Source organism: Comamonas sp. CMM03 (assembly GCF_019218715.1).
Taxonomy (GTDB): domain Bacteria; phylum Pseudomonadota; class Gammaproteobacteria; order Burkholderiales; family Burkholderiaceae_C; genus Comamonas; species Comamonas terrigena.
Map to the genome: position 1 here is coordinate 969,979 of NZ_JAHUXB010000001.1, position 13,530 is coordinate 983,508.

Genomic DNA, 13,530 nt, shown 5'->3' on the forward strand with positions numbered 1-13,530 from the left:
TGCCGCGTCATTTCCCAAGGAGCCTGAAATGATCGAATTTGCAGATGATGGCGCAGAGGCGTCCTCCGCCCTGACCAAAGCGCAATTGGCCGAACTGCTGTTCGATCAGATCGGCTTGAACAAGCGCGAATCCAAGGAAATGGTGGATGCGTTCTTCGACCTGATCTCCAAAAGTCTGGTCGATGGCGATGATGTGAAGCTGTCGGGTTTCGGCAACTTCCAGATCCGCACCAAGGCGCCGCGCCCGGGACGCAATCCACGCACCGGCGAGCTGATTCCCATCGACGCTCGCCGCGTGGTCACCTTCCACGCCAGTTCCAAGCTCAAGGAACAGATTCAGGGCGCAGAGGGCGGCGGCACGCCAGTTCAGCTCTAAAGCTCTCGGTACCTTGTACAAGCGCTCTTGGTCTATTGCACAAGCTGCGGTAGGCTAGGGCGCTTGTTTTGTTTGGCACGCCTGCGTTCGCAACCATCGGTTTATGGCCAACCTTCCTCCCATCCCTGCCAAACGTTATTTCACGATCAGCGAAGTTGCGCTGCTGTGTGATGTCAAGCCCCATGTGCTGCGCTACTGGGAGCAGGAGTTTGTGCAGCTGCGCCCCATGAAGCGGCGTGGCAATCGCCGCTACTACCAGCACCACGAGCTGCTGATGGTGCGCCGCATCCGCAATCTGCTCTACGACGAGGGGTTCACCATCCAGGGAGCACGCAACCAGCTGCGTGCGCACGCTGGCGAGGAGGCGACATCCGGGCGGGTGGATGCCGTGGCGGCCGCGCCGGCTGACGCCAACCTGCAAACCCAACTGCTGCTGGATCAGCTGCTGCGCCAGGAGGGCGGGGCACCAGCAGCCTCTTTGGAGCAGGTCCGCCACGAGCTTTTGCAGATTCGTTCGCTTTTGGCGCTGTAGGCCGAAAAATGTGTATATAATTCAAGTCTTCGGAATGTAGCGCAGCCTGGTAGCGCACTTGCATGGGGTGCAAGGGGTCGCGAGTTCGAATCCCGCCATTCCGACCATACGATAAGCCTCCTGACTTCGGTCAGGAGGCTTTTTTGTTGGCGCCGCCGCCTTGGCCTTTCGGTGTGCGCTGCATGCGCACCATGGGCGCCTCCTCTTGCCCCATGCATGGCGCCGGAGCATTGGATTCCTTGCGCCGTGCGGGCAGCAGTATGCGCGGGGCACAAACATGCAGACTGGCAGCGGTGCTAGCAAAAAGCTGAACACTTTCCAAAAGTGGTGCGCACTTGATGCTAGAATCTCAGCTTCGCCGGATCAGCATAATACTGTGTGAATCTGAACGAAAGGGGTGATTAGCTCAGCGGTAGAGCACTGCCTTCACACGGCAGGGGTCACATGTTCGATCCATGTATCACCCACCACAATTTCAGTGCAGATCTGTCCGGTCTGTACATCGGGTGATTAGCTCAGCGGTAGAGCACTGCCTTCACACGGCAGGGGTCACATGTTCGATCCATGTATCACCCACCACAATTTCAGTGCAGACCTGTACGGGTTTGCACATCGGGTGATTAGCTCAGCGGTAGAGCACTGCCTTCACACGGCAGGGGTCACATGTTCGATCCATGTATCACCCACCACAATTTCGGTGCAGATCTGTCCGGGTCTGCACATCGGGTGATTAGCTCAGCGGTAGAGCACTGCCTTCACACGGCAGGGGTCACATGTTCGATCCATGTATCACCCACCACAATTTCAGTGCAGATCTGTCCGGTCTGTACATCGGGTGATTAGCTCAGCGGTAGAGCACTGCCTTCACACGGCAGGGGTCACATGTTCGATCCATGTATCACCCACCAATAAAAGCCTCTTGAACTCCGGTTCAAGAGGCTTTTTTCTTTGTCACGCTTCGGTCCTGGGGAAGCAGGCATCTTCTCCATACATGGAGATGCCAGGCCGGGTGGCTGCCGCCCTGTGCTGCCATGCGCTCGGGAGGAGGGCGAGGCGGCATAGCCTGGATCACCCTTCGGCCAAGCTGCAGCCGTCATGGTGCGCCGCGGCTGGTTTGGTGCGATGAAGAGTGGGATAACGAAGGGAAGTGGGGCGGACATTGCGCAAGCGCCTTGAGCAGCAAGAAGCGGCAAGCGGCAAAGCATTGCGCTGCCAAGCGCCGTGCAGCCGCCCATGGTTTAGGCCCTGAAAACCATGTCTTGCCACCGCATGCGCCTTCACGCCATGCATACCCGGAGAGGGCAGCTGCCGCAAGAGTGCGCTTGCGGAAGAATTTTCTGGGAAAAGCCGCCCGCACCGTGGCATGCGTCACATCCAGAAGACGCCAGCCTTCCGAATGCTGTGGCAACACAGGGCCGCAGCGGAACAGGCTACTGTTATTGAACCTAACTCTGGTTTCCCTGTTTTTTTGAATTAATCTGAAATTTTATAGGGATATATTCCATATAACAAACGAAGCTTTGCATGGATGCGCTCAATAGTAATTGATCTTTTCTTTCCATGGAAAGATCAAATCTTTGGCTTCTCGCACTTCGCTGATGATTTCAACCGCATCCACATTCATTGCATCGCATAGCTCCAGGAACTCCACGACATTCAGGTTTCTCTCTCCGGACTCTATTTTTGAAATAAAAGACTGTGGTTTATACAATCGGTCCGCAAGTTGTTTCTGCGACAGTCTTTGGCGCTCTCTTGCTTCACGCAATACACTACGAAGCTTTTTTTCGCGATCCACATGCAAGAGATTCAATGGTGGTCATTGCAAATTTTGAGATAACTGAATTTTCAAACAAATTCTAACAAATCCCAAAATGGGATATTGTAAAAAATATATAAAATTATCAGTCTGGACCACCCCACATGGAAATATCTCAGTTTGGAATGTATTTATAACAATTCTGCGCGGAATAAAAATTTGTTTTTATGATGAAAAGAGAAGTACTTGCAGCGGAAGAGAGGCGGTGTTCCAGAATAAATAAAGAAGAATTGTTTTTCAATTTTCAACCCATGGTTGACAGCAGGTTCTGCATAACTGGAATGGCCGCCGAATTGCACCACGCCAGATGCAACCGAATCATCAACTCCGTGAAGGACTTACTCATTCCGCCAGCCAGCGGCACCTCATCTGCATTGGAGAGCGCCTGGTCCTTTGCTGAGGCATGCAGTCAGATTTCTCGCTGGGAAAAAGAAGAAGAGAAGCAGGACTGGACGCTGAGCATTGCATTCCATCTTGATGCGGTCATCAGAAATTACGGAATAGATTTTCTGAGACGCATTCTGAATAAAAGCCAAATTGAAACTTCCAAACTATACCTGGAGGTGGATGAAATCGCCAGCTTGCCCAGAATAGATTGCACGCTGATCAATGGCATCAAAGCCTTGCGCAGCATGGGCGTGAAAATTTCAGTCAACAATTTTGGGACCGAATATTCGTCGCTTCACAGACTGAAAGAAGTCCCGGTGGACAGGATCACCATTGGCGGGGAGTTTATAGAGTCTATTTTTCATAACAAAACAGACCAGCTTATATTCTCCAATATCATGGCGCTTGCGAAAATGCTCAAGGTGGAGGTCTTGATAAAAGACATAAACAATCTTGAACAGTTTGAATATTTCGCAAAAAATCAATGCGATATGCTATCGGGTGATGTTCTAGGTTTCAGGGCCAATCAGCAAGAAATATGATCCGTGCGCACTTGCCGGTCTTGCTGCTGCGGCGGCGGCCATGCACCATGCGATGCCAGGTGTGGCCATGGACATGGAGGACTTGAGGCCAATGTCGCACAGACCGACGCTCCAGGCAGGTCAGTGCACAGATTGGGTGACCCGGCCCGCAGGCGCCCGGTTGGCGTTCACCGCCCATTGTGCGGCCGGCTGTGGCTTGCCAAACAGATAACCTTGCTGCAGCAGGCACCCCATTTTCCGGAGCAGATCGGATTGTTCGGTGGTTTCCACACCCTCGGTAATGATGCTTAACTCCAGGTCTCTGGCCATGGAGGAAATGGCACGCACAATCTTCTGATCTTGAGAGGATGTGGCGATATTTTGCACAAAGCTACGATCAATCTTGATGAGATGCACCTGGTATTTCGAAAGATAGCCCATCGATGAATAACCGGTACCAAAGTCGTCGATGGCGATGCGTACGCCTTGGGAGCGGATTTGCGCCAATACCTCGATCGCTGAATTTTCATCGTGCAGCAGCATGTCTTCCGTCACCTCCAGAATCAAACGGCTGGCGGGCATGCCTGTTTCTTTCAATATTTCAGCTAGGCGGTTTGGCAGATCCCCCGTATAGATATCACTTACCGAAATATTAACGCCCAGGTAGGGGCATTCAGGGTTGGCGAGATGAGGGCGAAAGGCCTCACAGGATTGGCGCAACACATATTGCGTCAGCTTGGAGATATGGCCTGAATCTGTGGCAGCAAGTATGAATTCGGGGGGAGGAATCATCCCCAGTTCAGGATGTTTCCAGCGCGATAATGCTTCAAATCCGGCGATGCAACCGCGTTGCGTATCTATTATCGGCTGGTAATAGATTTCGATATCACCCTTTGCGATGGCGTCGGGAAGAGCCGATTCGATCTGGAACTGGCGTGCAGAACGCTCGAACAGGCAGCGGTCAAAAGTCACCACATGCGTGTTTCCGCTGCGCTTCGCCTCGTACATTGCCGTATCTGCTTCGCGCAGCATATTTTCGAGGTTGATCTGCGGCGGATTGGCAATGCTGATGCCAAAGGCAGCAGAAACGGATATATGTTGTCCGTTGATACTGAGGGGGCTGCTGAACAAGTCCTCGCAACGTGTGCACAAGTCATTCAATGCGCCATCGTCACCCAGGCGTGAAACGATGACGAATGAGTCGCCACCGAAGCGCGACAAGGCCTCATGCCTGGAGCACCAGGCCTTCAAGCGATCCGCCACCGCGCGCACTACGGTGTCGCCAAAAGCATGGCCGTAGGTGCTGTTCAGGAGCTTGAAACGGTTCAGGCCGAGCATCACCAGCGCGACTGGTTCACGCTCGGCGGTACGGTCGAATTGCCGGAATAACTGCGGCAATTCGTGGCGATTGGGCAGTCCGGTGAGGTCGTCGTGCGTGGCTTGGTAGCGCAAGGCGCGTTGACGGTCAGCCAGCACCCGGCTTCGGATGACCAGGGCGGCGAGACAGGCGATCAGCGTGGCAATGATGACCGAGAAGATGATCAATGGCTTGCGATATTTTGAATCGAATATCGAAGCGGGTTCATTGATGAAAGTGCTGCCCGAGGGAAGATCCTGTTTGCTCAGGCCCAGGCGTTGCAATTCAAGGTAATCGAAAACCAGAGCCAAAGGTGTTTTTCGAACGTACGGTATCTGGGAAGGGGCAATGCCAGACAAGACCTTCTGCGCCATGGCTGCTTGCAGTCGGCCGGTTTCAATTCCGCTGTTCATGTATCCGCCGACCGCACCTTTTCCCACTGAGGTATCCAAATCGGTGTAGACCGGCAAATCGGTGGCAGCACGCACGAAATACACGGCTTCTTCAGGCTCCAGCGGGGGGAAGCCTTTCCTGGCAGGAATCGCTCCCAAAACAAAGAGCAAGGTCTCCTGCGTTTTTTCTTTCAGCCTGTCTTTGATGGCCAGAAGCTCAGGCGTTATCCAATGCTCCACGATGGGGCCTGCGGGCTCCAGAGCCATCACCGTATTGATGTCGTTGCGCATGCTGACGCCCACATCATCTTCAGGTGTGACGAAGACAAGACGCCGAGTGCCGGGATGGAGTGACAGTGCTGTGTGCAGCGTGCGTGAAAGATCAAAACGTTCAAGGATGCCCGTCACTTCGGTCATGTTGCCGATGAGATCGCCAGGACTGCCATTGATCCCGCTGAACACAACAGGGGGATTGCCGAAGATCTGGGGATTGCGCGCGACGAAAGCGAGCGCATTGTCGTCAACCGTCAGCACCAGATCGAAACGTTTGTCGATGTACTTCTGTGTGAGGTAATTCAGGACATTGTCATATTGGGCCGGGCCAGGAAGACGTTTGCTGTCCAGCCATTCCGTATGAAAAATGGGCCGGGATTCACCATTGCCCTGCCATTCGTTTATGCCTGCCAGGATTCGGTCTTCCCAGCTGTGCCCGGGATGGTAGGAGAGCAATATCAGAACGTCCGGACGCTGATGCGCCGCATTCTGCGCCCGGGCCGGACTCCACCAGGCGAAGCCCAGTACACAAGCCACCATGCAGATCAAGAGCTGCAGTCGGCCGCCACGGCTCCAAGCATGAAGAGGAGGGCGATGGGAAAGCATGGAGCATTGGGCCATAGTGAGCGTGCGTCTCATTCTTGCATGCAGATGTGCGGAGACGTGCAGTACATACCCTTTATTTTGTTTTTCACATTAATTAATATTAATAAGCTTGGGGAAAATGAAGACTTGAATCCATTTGGAGGATAGATTCCATGTCCATTTAAAATCCAGGACATTACTACCGCTTCAGCATCCACATGCAGCATCTTTGCACGCACTGCGGTACGGGATTTCCTGAAAAGAAGGTTTTTTGCCCAGAAACCAACGGGCGGCATGGATGGCTGGCAGCCGCTGGGCAGAACAGATGCCTGTGGCGTTTGGCTGGATGTGCTGCAGCCGTTCAGATCAGCGGGCTCAGATAGCAGGGGCCGAACCAGCATGGATGACTCCTTCCGACCAAGCCCACAAAGGCCGCTCGATAGACAAAAGAATTTTGGCTTTCGCCTTCACAGTGGGCGATAGCTGCCTGGAAGCAATACCTGCCTACAACGTGGGAAGGTGAATGCATCAACTGTCACCATGGTGGGCGGGCAAGGAGTCCGACTATATATGCTGCCGTGCTCCACCCAGGGAAAATGTCCTGACCGGATGCCTTGTATAGACACATGGGGTGTCATGCACGGTATTGGCGGCTCGACACACTGATGGAATTGCCGTCGGGATCCTTGGTATTGGCGAACGCATAACCCCTGGCCCGATGGATGGTTCCGAAATCGAGCCCGGCAGCGGCAGCCGTGGCGACGAACCGGTCAACATCGGGCACACTGAAAGACAGTTTCAGCGCAGCAGAGCCCAACTTGAGGCTCTTGGCGACCTGGTGAATCAGAATCTCTGCACCACCGCCCTGCGGATCAGTCCATCGACCACGGCATAGCTGGTGACATAGCCGAAATGGTCGGCATAAAAGCGCGCTGAGCGCTGCATGTCTTTGGCATAAATAAGCAAGGTGGTGAGCGCGATGGTCATGGCCAGGCAGTATGGCAGCGCGGACTCCTTGAGCAAACCTTGGTGGGCGATAACGCGCGTCAGCTCCGCGTCTTGGTATCCAGCGGCTGTGTTGGAGCGGCATCTTTGCCTCCTGCAGCCATGGCCCAACTCCAATCCTGGGCTGGGGAGGGCGCTGACAGAGACTGATCGCAAAATATTTAAGGGTAAATACCGGGCGCTAGGATGCAGGCCCAGGTTTCGTTCTTGCCCTTGTCATGCTGTCTGTTGTTTGTGCTGCGCGTGCGCGGTGTTGGTTACGCCGTCTGGCACTGGCGATGTTGGCGGTGGGGCTGATCATGGGTGCCTATTTCCAGGTGCCTGCCGTCGCGTACTACTGGGCGCAGAGTGCCTGGAGCGCAGATGCCGCGCATCCGCAGGCGCTGTGGCTGCCGCAATACCAGGCGGTGGTGCAGGCGCGGCAGGTCGTCGGACTGGAGGACAATCTGTCGGGACTGACCTTCAGCCCCCACACCGGCACCTTGTTTGCCACCACCAACCGTCCGGCACAGATCGCGGAGTTGAGTACGGAAGGGGAGGTGCTGCGCACCATCCCGATCCACGGTGCACGAGATACCGAAGGCATCACCCACATTGCCGGTGAACGCTTTCTGCTTTCGGACGAGCGCAACAACACCTTGTACGCGGTGAACATCGGCCCCGATACGCAAGCAGTGCAGGCGCGCGAGCCGTTGCCCATGCCGCTGACGTCGCTGCACCACAACCTTGGAGTGGAAGCCGTGTCCTGGGACGCACGCCACCAGCGTTTGCTGGTGGGGCAGGAAAAATGGCCTCTGCGCCTGCTGAGTGTGGAAGGCAGTCCCGAGATAGCCGCTTCTGGCGCTGTCACCCGCCCCGCCGAACTGGCGGTGAAGGAGTGGAGCGCCCGCGGGCTGGGGGCGCTGTTCATCAATGACCTGGCTTCCGTCACCACCCATGAGCCGACAGGCAATCTGCTGCTGCTGAGCGAAGAGTCCGCCATGGTGGTGGAGTACACCCCGCAGGGTGACCCCGTGAGCCTGCTGCCCCTGTGGTCCGGCCTGCACGGCCTGGAGCACAAGATTCCACAGCCGGAGGGCATCACCCTGGCACCGGATGACCGGATGACCGGATGTTCATTGTCTCGGAGCCCAATCTGTTCTATCGCTTTGAAAAGCCCGCCACCCGTGGCGTGGTCCGGCAAGCCACGGGGCTGGGCGTCGCGTCCTGAACCAGCATCGCCAGCGACCGTACCCGGATGCGGTCTTTGCAACTACGGGCGATGGCAAGCGGGGGCCTTGCGGAAAAGTGATGCCAGCGACCGCGACTGTCTGCCTGCATCACTGCGCCATTGCACAAGGGCGGGTGGATTGCCAACGGGTCGCGGTGCATAAGGGAGTACGGTGTGGCCGCGGCTGCAGGGCGCATCCAAAGTCCAGGCAAGAGGGCGCCTGGACCCCGCCTCATCATTGGGCGCGCACGCCGGCATCCTGGGCTGCCTTGCTCCACTTGGTGACTTCCGACTGGACAAATGCCGCAAAGGCCTCCGGTGAGTTGCTGACCAGCGTGGCGCCGCTGTCTTCGATCCCCTTGACCACGCCAGGATCCTTCAATGCCTTTTCCACGGCCCGGTTGAGTTTCAGCAGGATGGGTTTCGGGGTTCCTGCGGGAGCGAACAGACCGGTCCAGCTGGTGAACACGACACTGGCGAAACCGGCTTCGGCGGTGGTGGGGACATCGGGCAGCAGCGGTGAGCGCTTGTCGCCGGTGACCGCCAGTGCGCGCAGCCGGCCCGCGCGGATCAGCTCCGGCACGCTGGGGATGGAGGGGGATGCAATATCGCCTTCGCCGGCCACAACGGCCCGCACGGCTTCCATCGGGCTGCGATAGGGCACGTGGATCATGTCGAGCTTGCTGTGCAGGCGCAGCAGTTCGATGGTGAAGCGGGAGCCGCTGCCATTGCCGGCGGATGCATAGCTCAGGCGGCCGGGGCTGGCCTTGGCGCGCTCCACGAAGTCGGAGAGGGTGTTGATGCCGGAACCGGGGTTGACCACCAGCGCGAGGGGCGAGTCGTTGAGCTGCGAAATCGGTGCGAAGTCCTTGATGGGGTCATAGGCAAGGTTCTTCTCGGTGCCGGAAAGCAGTCCGTGGGTGCTGACCGAGCCGATCAGCAGCGTGTAGCCATCGGGCTTGGCCCGGGCGACGGTCTGGGCGCCAATGATGCCGCTCGCACCTGCGCGGTTCTCGACCACGACCGCCTGGCCAAGCTGTTCGCCAAGGGCTTTGCCGACAAGGCGCGCCATGATGTCGGCAACCGACCCGGGCGACTGGGGTACGACAAGGACGATGGGCTTTTCGGGGAAGCTCGCCACATCCGCTGCAGCGAGCGCCCCGAAAGAGAAGAGAGATGCCAGAGTGGCAGCAAGAAAGCGTTGAACGCCAAGGGAAACGGGCTTCATAGGATTTCGACTCGGAAATGGCGGGGCCAAGAGGCAGGCCCCGCGGTATGCATGGAGGAGGGGGTCAATTGCCTTGCGCAATGGCCTGGTCCACCCAGGTCCGAGGCCAGGACCGGGATGCGATCTGCTGCGCCCATTGCGCTTCCGTTGCCGCGTGCGCAAGTGCCTTTTCGATCACGGGTACTGCATCCTCGCGCGGGAGGACGATGATTCCGTCCTGGTCACCGATGACCAGGTCCCCCGACGCCACCACCACGTTTGCGGCGGCAATCGGGTAGCCGATTTCGCCTGGACCTGATTTCCAGGGGCCATTGGGTGTCACGCCACGGGCATACACGGGGATCGGCAGCTCGGCCAGGCCTTCGATGTCGCGCACAGCGCCGTCGATCACGATGCCGGCAATGCCGCGAGACACGGCATACCTGCCCATCATCTCGCCAATGATGGCGTTGTCCAGCGCACCGCCCGCGGCAACCACAATCACATCGCCCGGCAGCGCAATGTCTAGCGCCTTGTGCAGGAACAGGTTGTCACCGGGGCGCACCTTGACGGTCAAAGCAGGGCCTGCGACACGGTTGGCCTTGCTGGAGTAGTTGCGAAAACCGCCCGGGAAGCTGAAGAGGCGGTGCGAGACATCGCCAATGACGGCAACCGGGATGCCGCGGGCCTGGGCCACAAGTGCATCGGGGATACGAGCGAAGCCGGTGTCAATGCGCCAGCCCAGTTGATCTTCTGCCATGAGAACGTCCTTCTTAAAAGTTCAGGATGGCAGTGTGTTTTTTTATTGTTTTTAAGCTAAGCATGTTTTCTGCAGATTCTTAGTCGAATTTTGCCTTTGCAGGTTGGCAAGTGCTCCACATAATTAGAACAATCTAAAGACAATATAAATTCATATGAGCAACTCTCCACTGATCTCTGCCGAGGGACTGAAGGCCGCCGTGGCGGCAGGCAAACCGGTTGTCGTGCTGGATGTGAGCTATGACCTTTCCGACCCAGACTCCGGCCTGCGCGCCTACCTGGAAACGCACATCCCCGGCGCGCTGTACGCGGACCTGAGCGATGTGCTCAGTGCGCACCATGGGCAGGGCGCTTCCGGTGGCAGGCACCCGCTTCCCCAGCGCGCGGAATTTGCGAGCTGGCTGGCAAGCCAGGGGGTGTCCAACAGCACCCACGTCGTGGTCTACGACCGCAACCGTTGCAATTTCTGTGTGCGCTTGTGGTGGATGCTGCGTTGGCTGGGCCACGATGCGGTGTCCGTGCTGGACGGCGGGTTGCAGGCGTGGGTAGCCACCGGCGGTGAGGTGGTTTCAGGTCCCCCGCCAAGACCGGCTGCGTCTAGGTTTGAGGTGCAGCCGCCGCTGGTGGACCTGGTCGACGCCGAGCGGGTGGAACAGCTGCTGGGTGACAGTGCCCATGTCCTGATCGACGCGCGTGCCGCCGAACGCTATCGGGGGGATGTGGAACCGATTGACACGGTGGCAGGGCACATCCCTGGTGCGCTGAACCGTCCATTTGCTCTCAATTTCCGCCCGGACGGGCGCTTCAAGTCCGCCCAGGAACTGCGCACCGAATTCACCGCGTTGCTGCCCGCCAACTACGTGGGCTTGGTGAACTACTGCGGCAGCGGCGTGAGTGCGACACCGAACGTGCTTGCACTGGAGCTTGCGGGTTTGGGCCCAGCCAGCCTCTATGCCGGCAGCTGGAGCGACTGGAGCCGTCGCCCTGGTGCACCGGTGGAGAAGGGCGCCCCATGAAGGCCACGGGTACGCGACGCGGGTCTGCTGACGAGGTGTATGCGCTGCTGCGCAAGCGCATCACCTTGGGCGCTTATGGACCCAATTACCGGCTGAAGGAAGTTTCGCTGTCGGAGGAGCTGGGTATCAGCCGCACCCCGATACGTGCCGCGTTCCAGCGCCTGGAGCAGGATGGCTTTATCGAAGCGGTACCCAATCGGGGGGTGATCGTCGCGCCTTGGACCGATCTGGACAACGATGAGGTGTTTGACCTGCGCATCCAACTGGAATCCCATGGAGCTTCCTTGGCGGCGCAGCGGCGCAGCGAAAGCGATATCGCACGCCTGCATGCACTGAACGCGGAGATGGCGGGCCTGATCCAGCAACGATCGGAGGACTTTCGCTCCGACATCCAGGACATCAACCGGCGATTTCATGAAGCCGTGGTTCAGGCCGCCCGTTCACCGCGTCTGGTCCAGATGGTGGGAGGCCTGCTCAACACGCGGCGGGTCACCGGTGCCTTCTTCTTTTATTCCGACGATCAGTTCACCGAGAGCCTGGAAGACCACCAGGCCATCACGCGCGCCATTGAGCGGCAGCACACCGAGCTTGCCAAGACGCTGATGGCCAGCCACGTCCGTGTCACCTGGGAGCGGCTGAAATCCCAGCGCCAGGATGCAGGAACTGCCGCGGCGGCGTGACAAAAGACCATACGCGGGAGCGCGTGCGTGAGGAGGTGTTGTCGGTGTACAAGGCTGCAGCCTTGTACATCACACATCCATCACACGATTGCCAAGGAACCGATGGAGCAACTGGGGAGAACGGGATTGCGACAGAGGGCCGCATCTGCCGTAAACGACGTGTTGGTTACTATGATATTTAACATAATACACATTGTATTCTTTGCAAAAGCTCCAAAAAAACGAGGTGATGGACCTCGGATCTGATGCTTTTGCTTACAACTTTGGGCGAGCTGGCAAGCACAACTTGTTGACGCACGGTTCGCACTCTATGGACTAGCTCCAAATCTGTCAACTAAAAACGGGTCAATCCAGCTGGTCAAGTTCATCCGGAGCCTTCTCCAGCCCACCTGATTGAGCAGATCTGTTCATCTGAAAGTACCCCTCAGCGAACTCAGGACACACAATGAGCATCCCCCGGTGCGGCGCCTTCATTGGCACGACCGCGATCGTGTACGAGTTCTCCAGCGCGTTCCAGCAAGACTTCAAGGTGATTTGCCTGCGGAGTAGCCCCCACAGTACGTTGTACCGATACCGCAGACGGTAAGTCCACGGCCTGGCATGCCAAAGAGCCAGCTTGCGCGTGCCCTCGATGTCGTTCAAATAGTCGATCTTGTGCATGTGACGTCGACCTACTATTCGATGTCACCACAGCCCGTTGGGCAGCAGTCCGGATCAAGTCCATGACTACAGTATCCCGCGTCATCCATGTGATGCTGTGTCTCCGCGAGCTCCTCATCCGTGGCCCAGCCGAGTCGCTTCGCAATTTCGATGGCTTCTGGTCGATGGGCTTCCGGCAGGCTGTTGAGTGCGTGATTGACGGCGCGACTGAAATCACGCGCAAAGATTTCGTACACCAGGCCACACGACTTGTGGGCCTGCTCGGCCAGCTTCTCGCAGGCCTCATTCCAGGCTAATTTGTCAAATTCCATGCTCATCTAAGCTTTCATGTGTTGATGTTTCATGTTCGTGTTGCTGATCGACCTGAACTACAGTGGCGTCACCGGCATAAGCCACAATCTGGAATGGCCAAAGAACCTCCAGGCCCAGCAGAAAGCTCTCCAGTTGGGCTTCATCGCTGGGGCGCCTCACCACAATCGTCATCAGCTGATGGCTCAAACTGGATCTCCTAAGCCAGGTGACGCCGAGTCAGCATCCGTGCATGCCCAGCTTGTTGCGTGCTTCGTCGGCAATCCGGTTGTCGAAGTCTTCGTGTTCCTCGATCTGCTCAAGCAACGAAATGGCATTGCCCAAAGCAGATGCGGTCAAGAACGGTCGAATGCTGTCCAATGCTTGCGTGTAGCGCTCCAGCGCCGCCGGCTCAGCGGGACGCTGCAGCACAGCAGTGAAAAATTGAGTCATCGTCATGCTCTTT

Annotated in this window: 16 protein-coding genes and 6 tRNA genes; 12 read left to right on the plus strand and 10 right to left on the minus strand. The window is 57.3% G+C overall.

Annotated elements, in window-relative coordinates:
* Positions 1-28 precede the first annotated feature (28 nt).
* The 8 genes from KW830_RS04325 (at position 29) to KW830_RS04360 (ending at position 1,816) form a co-directional block, all read left to right on the plus strand.
* Entirely contained in the window at positions 29-376 is a 348-nt protein-coding gene (locus KW830_RS04325) for an integration host factor subunit alpha (protein ID WP_066531827.1), read from the plus strand.
* 103 nt (positions 377-479) lie between these two features.
* Positions 480-908 (plus strand): MerR family transcriptional regulator, encoded by a 429-nt coding sequence (locus KW830_RS04330; protein WP_218332252.1) that lies wholly within the window; start codon positions 480-482, stop codon positions 906-908.
* Positions 909-938: 30 nt separating this feature from the next.
* A tRNA-Pro gene (locus KW830_RS04335) sits at positions 939-1,015 on the plus strand.
* Between the two features lie 288 nt (positions 1,016-1,303).
* Positions 1,304-1,378: transfer RNA gene (locus KW830_RS04340), tRNA-Val, on the plus strand.
* A 34-nt stretch (positions 1,379-1,412) separates the two neighbouring features.
* Positions 1,413-1,487 (plus strand) — tRNA-Val (locus tag KW830_RS04345).
* A 35-nt stretch (positions 1,488-1,522) separates the two neighbouring features.
* Positions 1,523-1,597: transfer RNA gene (locus tag KW830_RS04350), tRNA-Val, on the plus strand.
* A gap of 35 nt (positions 1,598-1,632) precedes the next feature.
* Positions 1,633-1,707 (plus strand) — tRNA-Val (locus KW830_RS04355).
* Positions 1,708-1,741: 34 nt separating this feature from the next.
* A tRNA-Val gene (locus KW830_RS04360) sits at positions 1,742-1,816 on the plus strand.
* 626 nt (positions 1,817-2,442) lie between these two features.
* Here the strand turns inward: KW830_RS04360 and KW830_RS04365 are convergent.
* Complete coding sequence (locus KW830_RS04365) at positions 2,443-2,703, minus strand: helix-turn-helix domain-containing protein (protein WP_172591805.1); 261 nt, start codon at positions 2,701-2,703, stop codon at positions 2,443-2,445.
* Positions 2,704-2,894: 191 nt separating this feature from the next.
* Between KW830_RS04365 and KW830_RS04370 the strand changes: the two genes are divergently transcribed.
* Entirely contained in the window at positions 2,895-3,653 is a 759-nt protein-coding gene (locus KW830_RS04370; RefSeq protein WP_218332253.1) for an EAL domain-containing protein, read from the plus strand.
* A 120-nt stretch (positions 3,654-3,773) separates the two neighbouring features.
* Here the strand turns inward: KW830_RS04370 and KW830_RS04375 are convergent, their stop codons facing one another.
* The 3 genes from KW830_RS04375 to KW830_RS21250 form a co-directional block, all read right to left on the minus strand.
* On the minus strand, positions 3,774-6,275 hold the full coding sequence (locus KW830_RS04375; RefSeq protein WP_218332254.1) for an EAL domain-containing protein: 2,502 nt from the start codon (positions 6,273-6,275) through the stop codon (positions 3,774-3,776).
* Between the two features lie 14 nt (positions 6,276-6,289).
* Entirely contained in the window at positions 6,290-6,640 is a 351-nt protein-coding gene (locus KW830_RS04380; protein WP_218332255.1) for a hypothetical protein, read from the minus strand.
* Positions 6,641-7,082: 442 nt separating this feature from the next.
* On the minus strand, positions 7,083-7,226 hold the full coding sequence (locus tag KW830_RS21250) for a VOC family protein (protein WP_255578069.1): 144 nt from the start codon (positions 7,224-7,226) through the stop codon (positions 7,083-7,085).
* Positions 7,227-7,462: 236 nt separating this feature from the next.
* On the opposite strand from KW830_RS21250, the gene KW830_RS04390 reads away from it, so the two are divergent.
* Entirely contained in the window at positions 7,463-8,617 is a 1,155-nt protein-coding gene (locus KW830_RS04390; RefSeq protein ID WP_218332256.1) for an SdiA-regulated domain-containing protein, read from the plus strand.
* Between the two features lie 72 nt (positions 8,618-8,689).
* Here the strand turns inward: KW830_RS04390 and KW830_RS04395 are convergent, their stop codons facing one another.
* On the minus strand, positions 8,690-9,595 hold the full coding sequence (locus KW830_RS04395; RefSeq protein WP_172591809.1) for a tripartite tricarboxylate transporter substrate binding protein: 906 nt from the start codon (positions 9,593-9,595) through the stop codon (positions 8,690-8,692).
* A gap of 151 nt (positions 9,596-9,746) precedes the next feature.
* Positions 9,747-10,421, minus strand: a complete 675-nt coding sequence (locus tag KW830_RS04400; RefSeq protein ID WP_218332257.1) for an RraA family protein — start codon at positions 10,419-10,421, stop codon at positions 9,747-9,749.
* Positions 10,422-10,575: 154 nt separating this feature from the next.
* On the opposite strand from KW830_RS04400, the gene KW830_RS04405 reads away from it, so the two are divergent.
* Both KW830_RS04405 and KW830_RS04410 read left to right on the plus strand, forming a co-directional pair.
* Positions 10,576-11,436 carry a sulfurtransferase gene (locus KW830_RS04405; protein WP_218332258.1) on the plus strand — a complete coding sequence of 287 codons (861 nt, stop codon included), beginning with the start codon at positions 10,576-10,578 and terminating at the stop codon, positions 11,434-11,436.
* Positions 11,433-12,116 carry a GntR family transcriptional regulator gene (locus tag KW830_RS04410; protein ID WP_066534196.1) on the plus strand — a complete coding sequence of 228 codons (684 nt, stop codon included), beginning with the start codon at positions 11,433-11,435 and terminating at the stop codon, positions 12,114-12,116. The genes KW830_RS04405 and KW830_RS04410 overlap by 4 nt, the downstream gene beginning before the upstream one ends.
* A 345-nt stretch (positions 12,117-12,461) precedes the next feature.
* Here the strand turns inward: KW830_RS04410 and KW830_RS04415 are convergent, their stop codons facing one another.
* Genes KW830_RS04415 through KW830_RS04430 form a run of 4 tightly spaced genes read right to left on the minus strand, consistent with a single transcriptional unit; the run spans position 12,462 to position 13,523 of the window.
* Entirely contained in the window at positions 12,462-12,776 is a 315-nt protein-coding gene (locus KW830_RS04415; protein WP_218332259.1) for a hypothetical protein, read from the minus strand.
* Positions 12,777-12,790: 14 nt separating this feature from the next.
* Positions 12,791-13,093: a hypothetical protein gene (locus tag KW830_RS04420; RefSeq protein WP_218332260.1), complete on the minus strand. Its 303-nt coding sequence runs from the start codon at positions 13,091-13,093 to the stop codon at positions 12,791-12,793.
* Positions 13,077-13,274, minus strand: coding sequence for a hypothetical protein (locus KW830_RS04425; protein WP_218332261.1), 198 nt, complete (start codon positions 13,272-13,274; stop codon positions 13,077-13,079). The genes KW830_RS04420 and KW830_RS04425 overlap by 17 nt, the downstream gene beginning before the upstream one ends.
* A 30-nt stretch (positions 13,275-13,304) precedes the next feature.
* A complete protein-coding gene (locus KW830_RS04430) occupies positions 13,305-13,523 on the minus strand; it encodes a hypothetical protein (RefSeq protein ID WP_218332262.1) in 219 nt (72 codons plus the stop codon).
* Positions 13,524-13,530 lie beyond the last annotated feature (7 nt).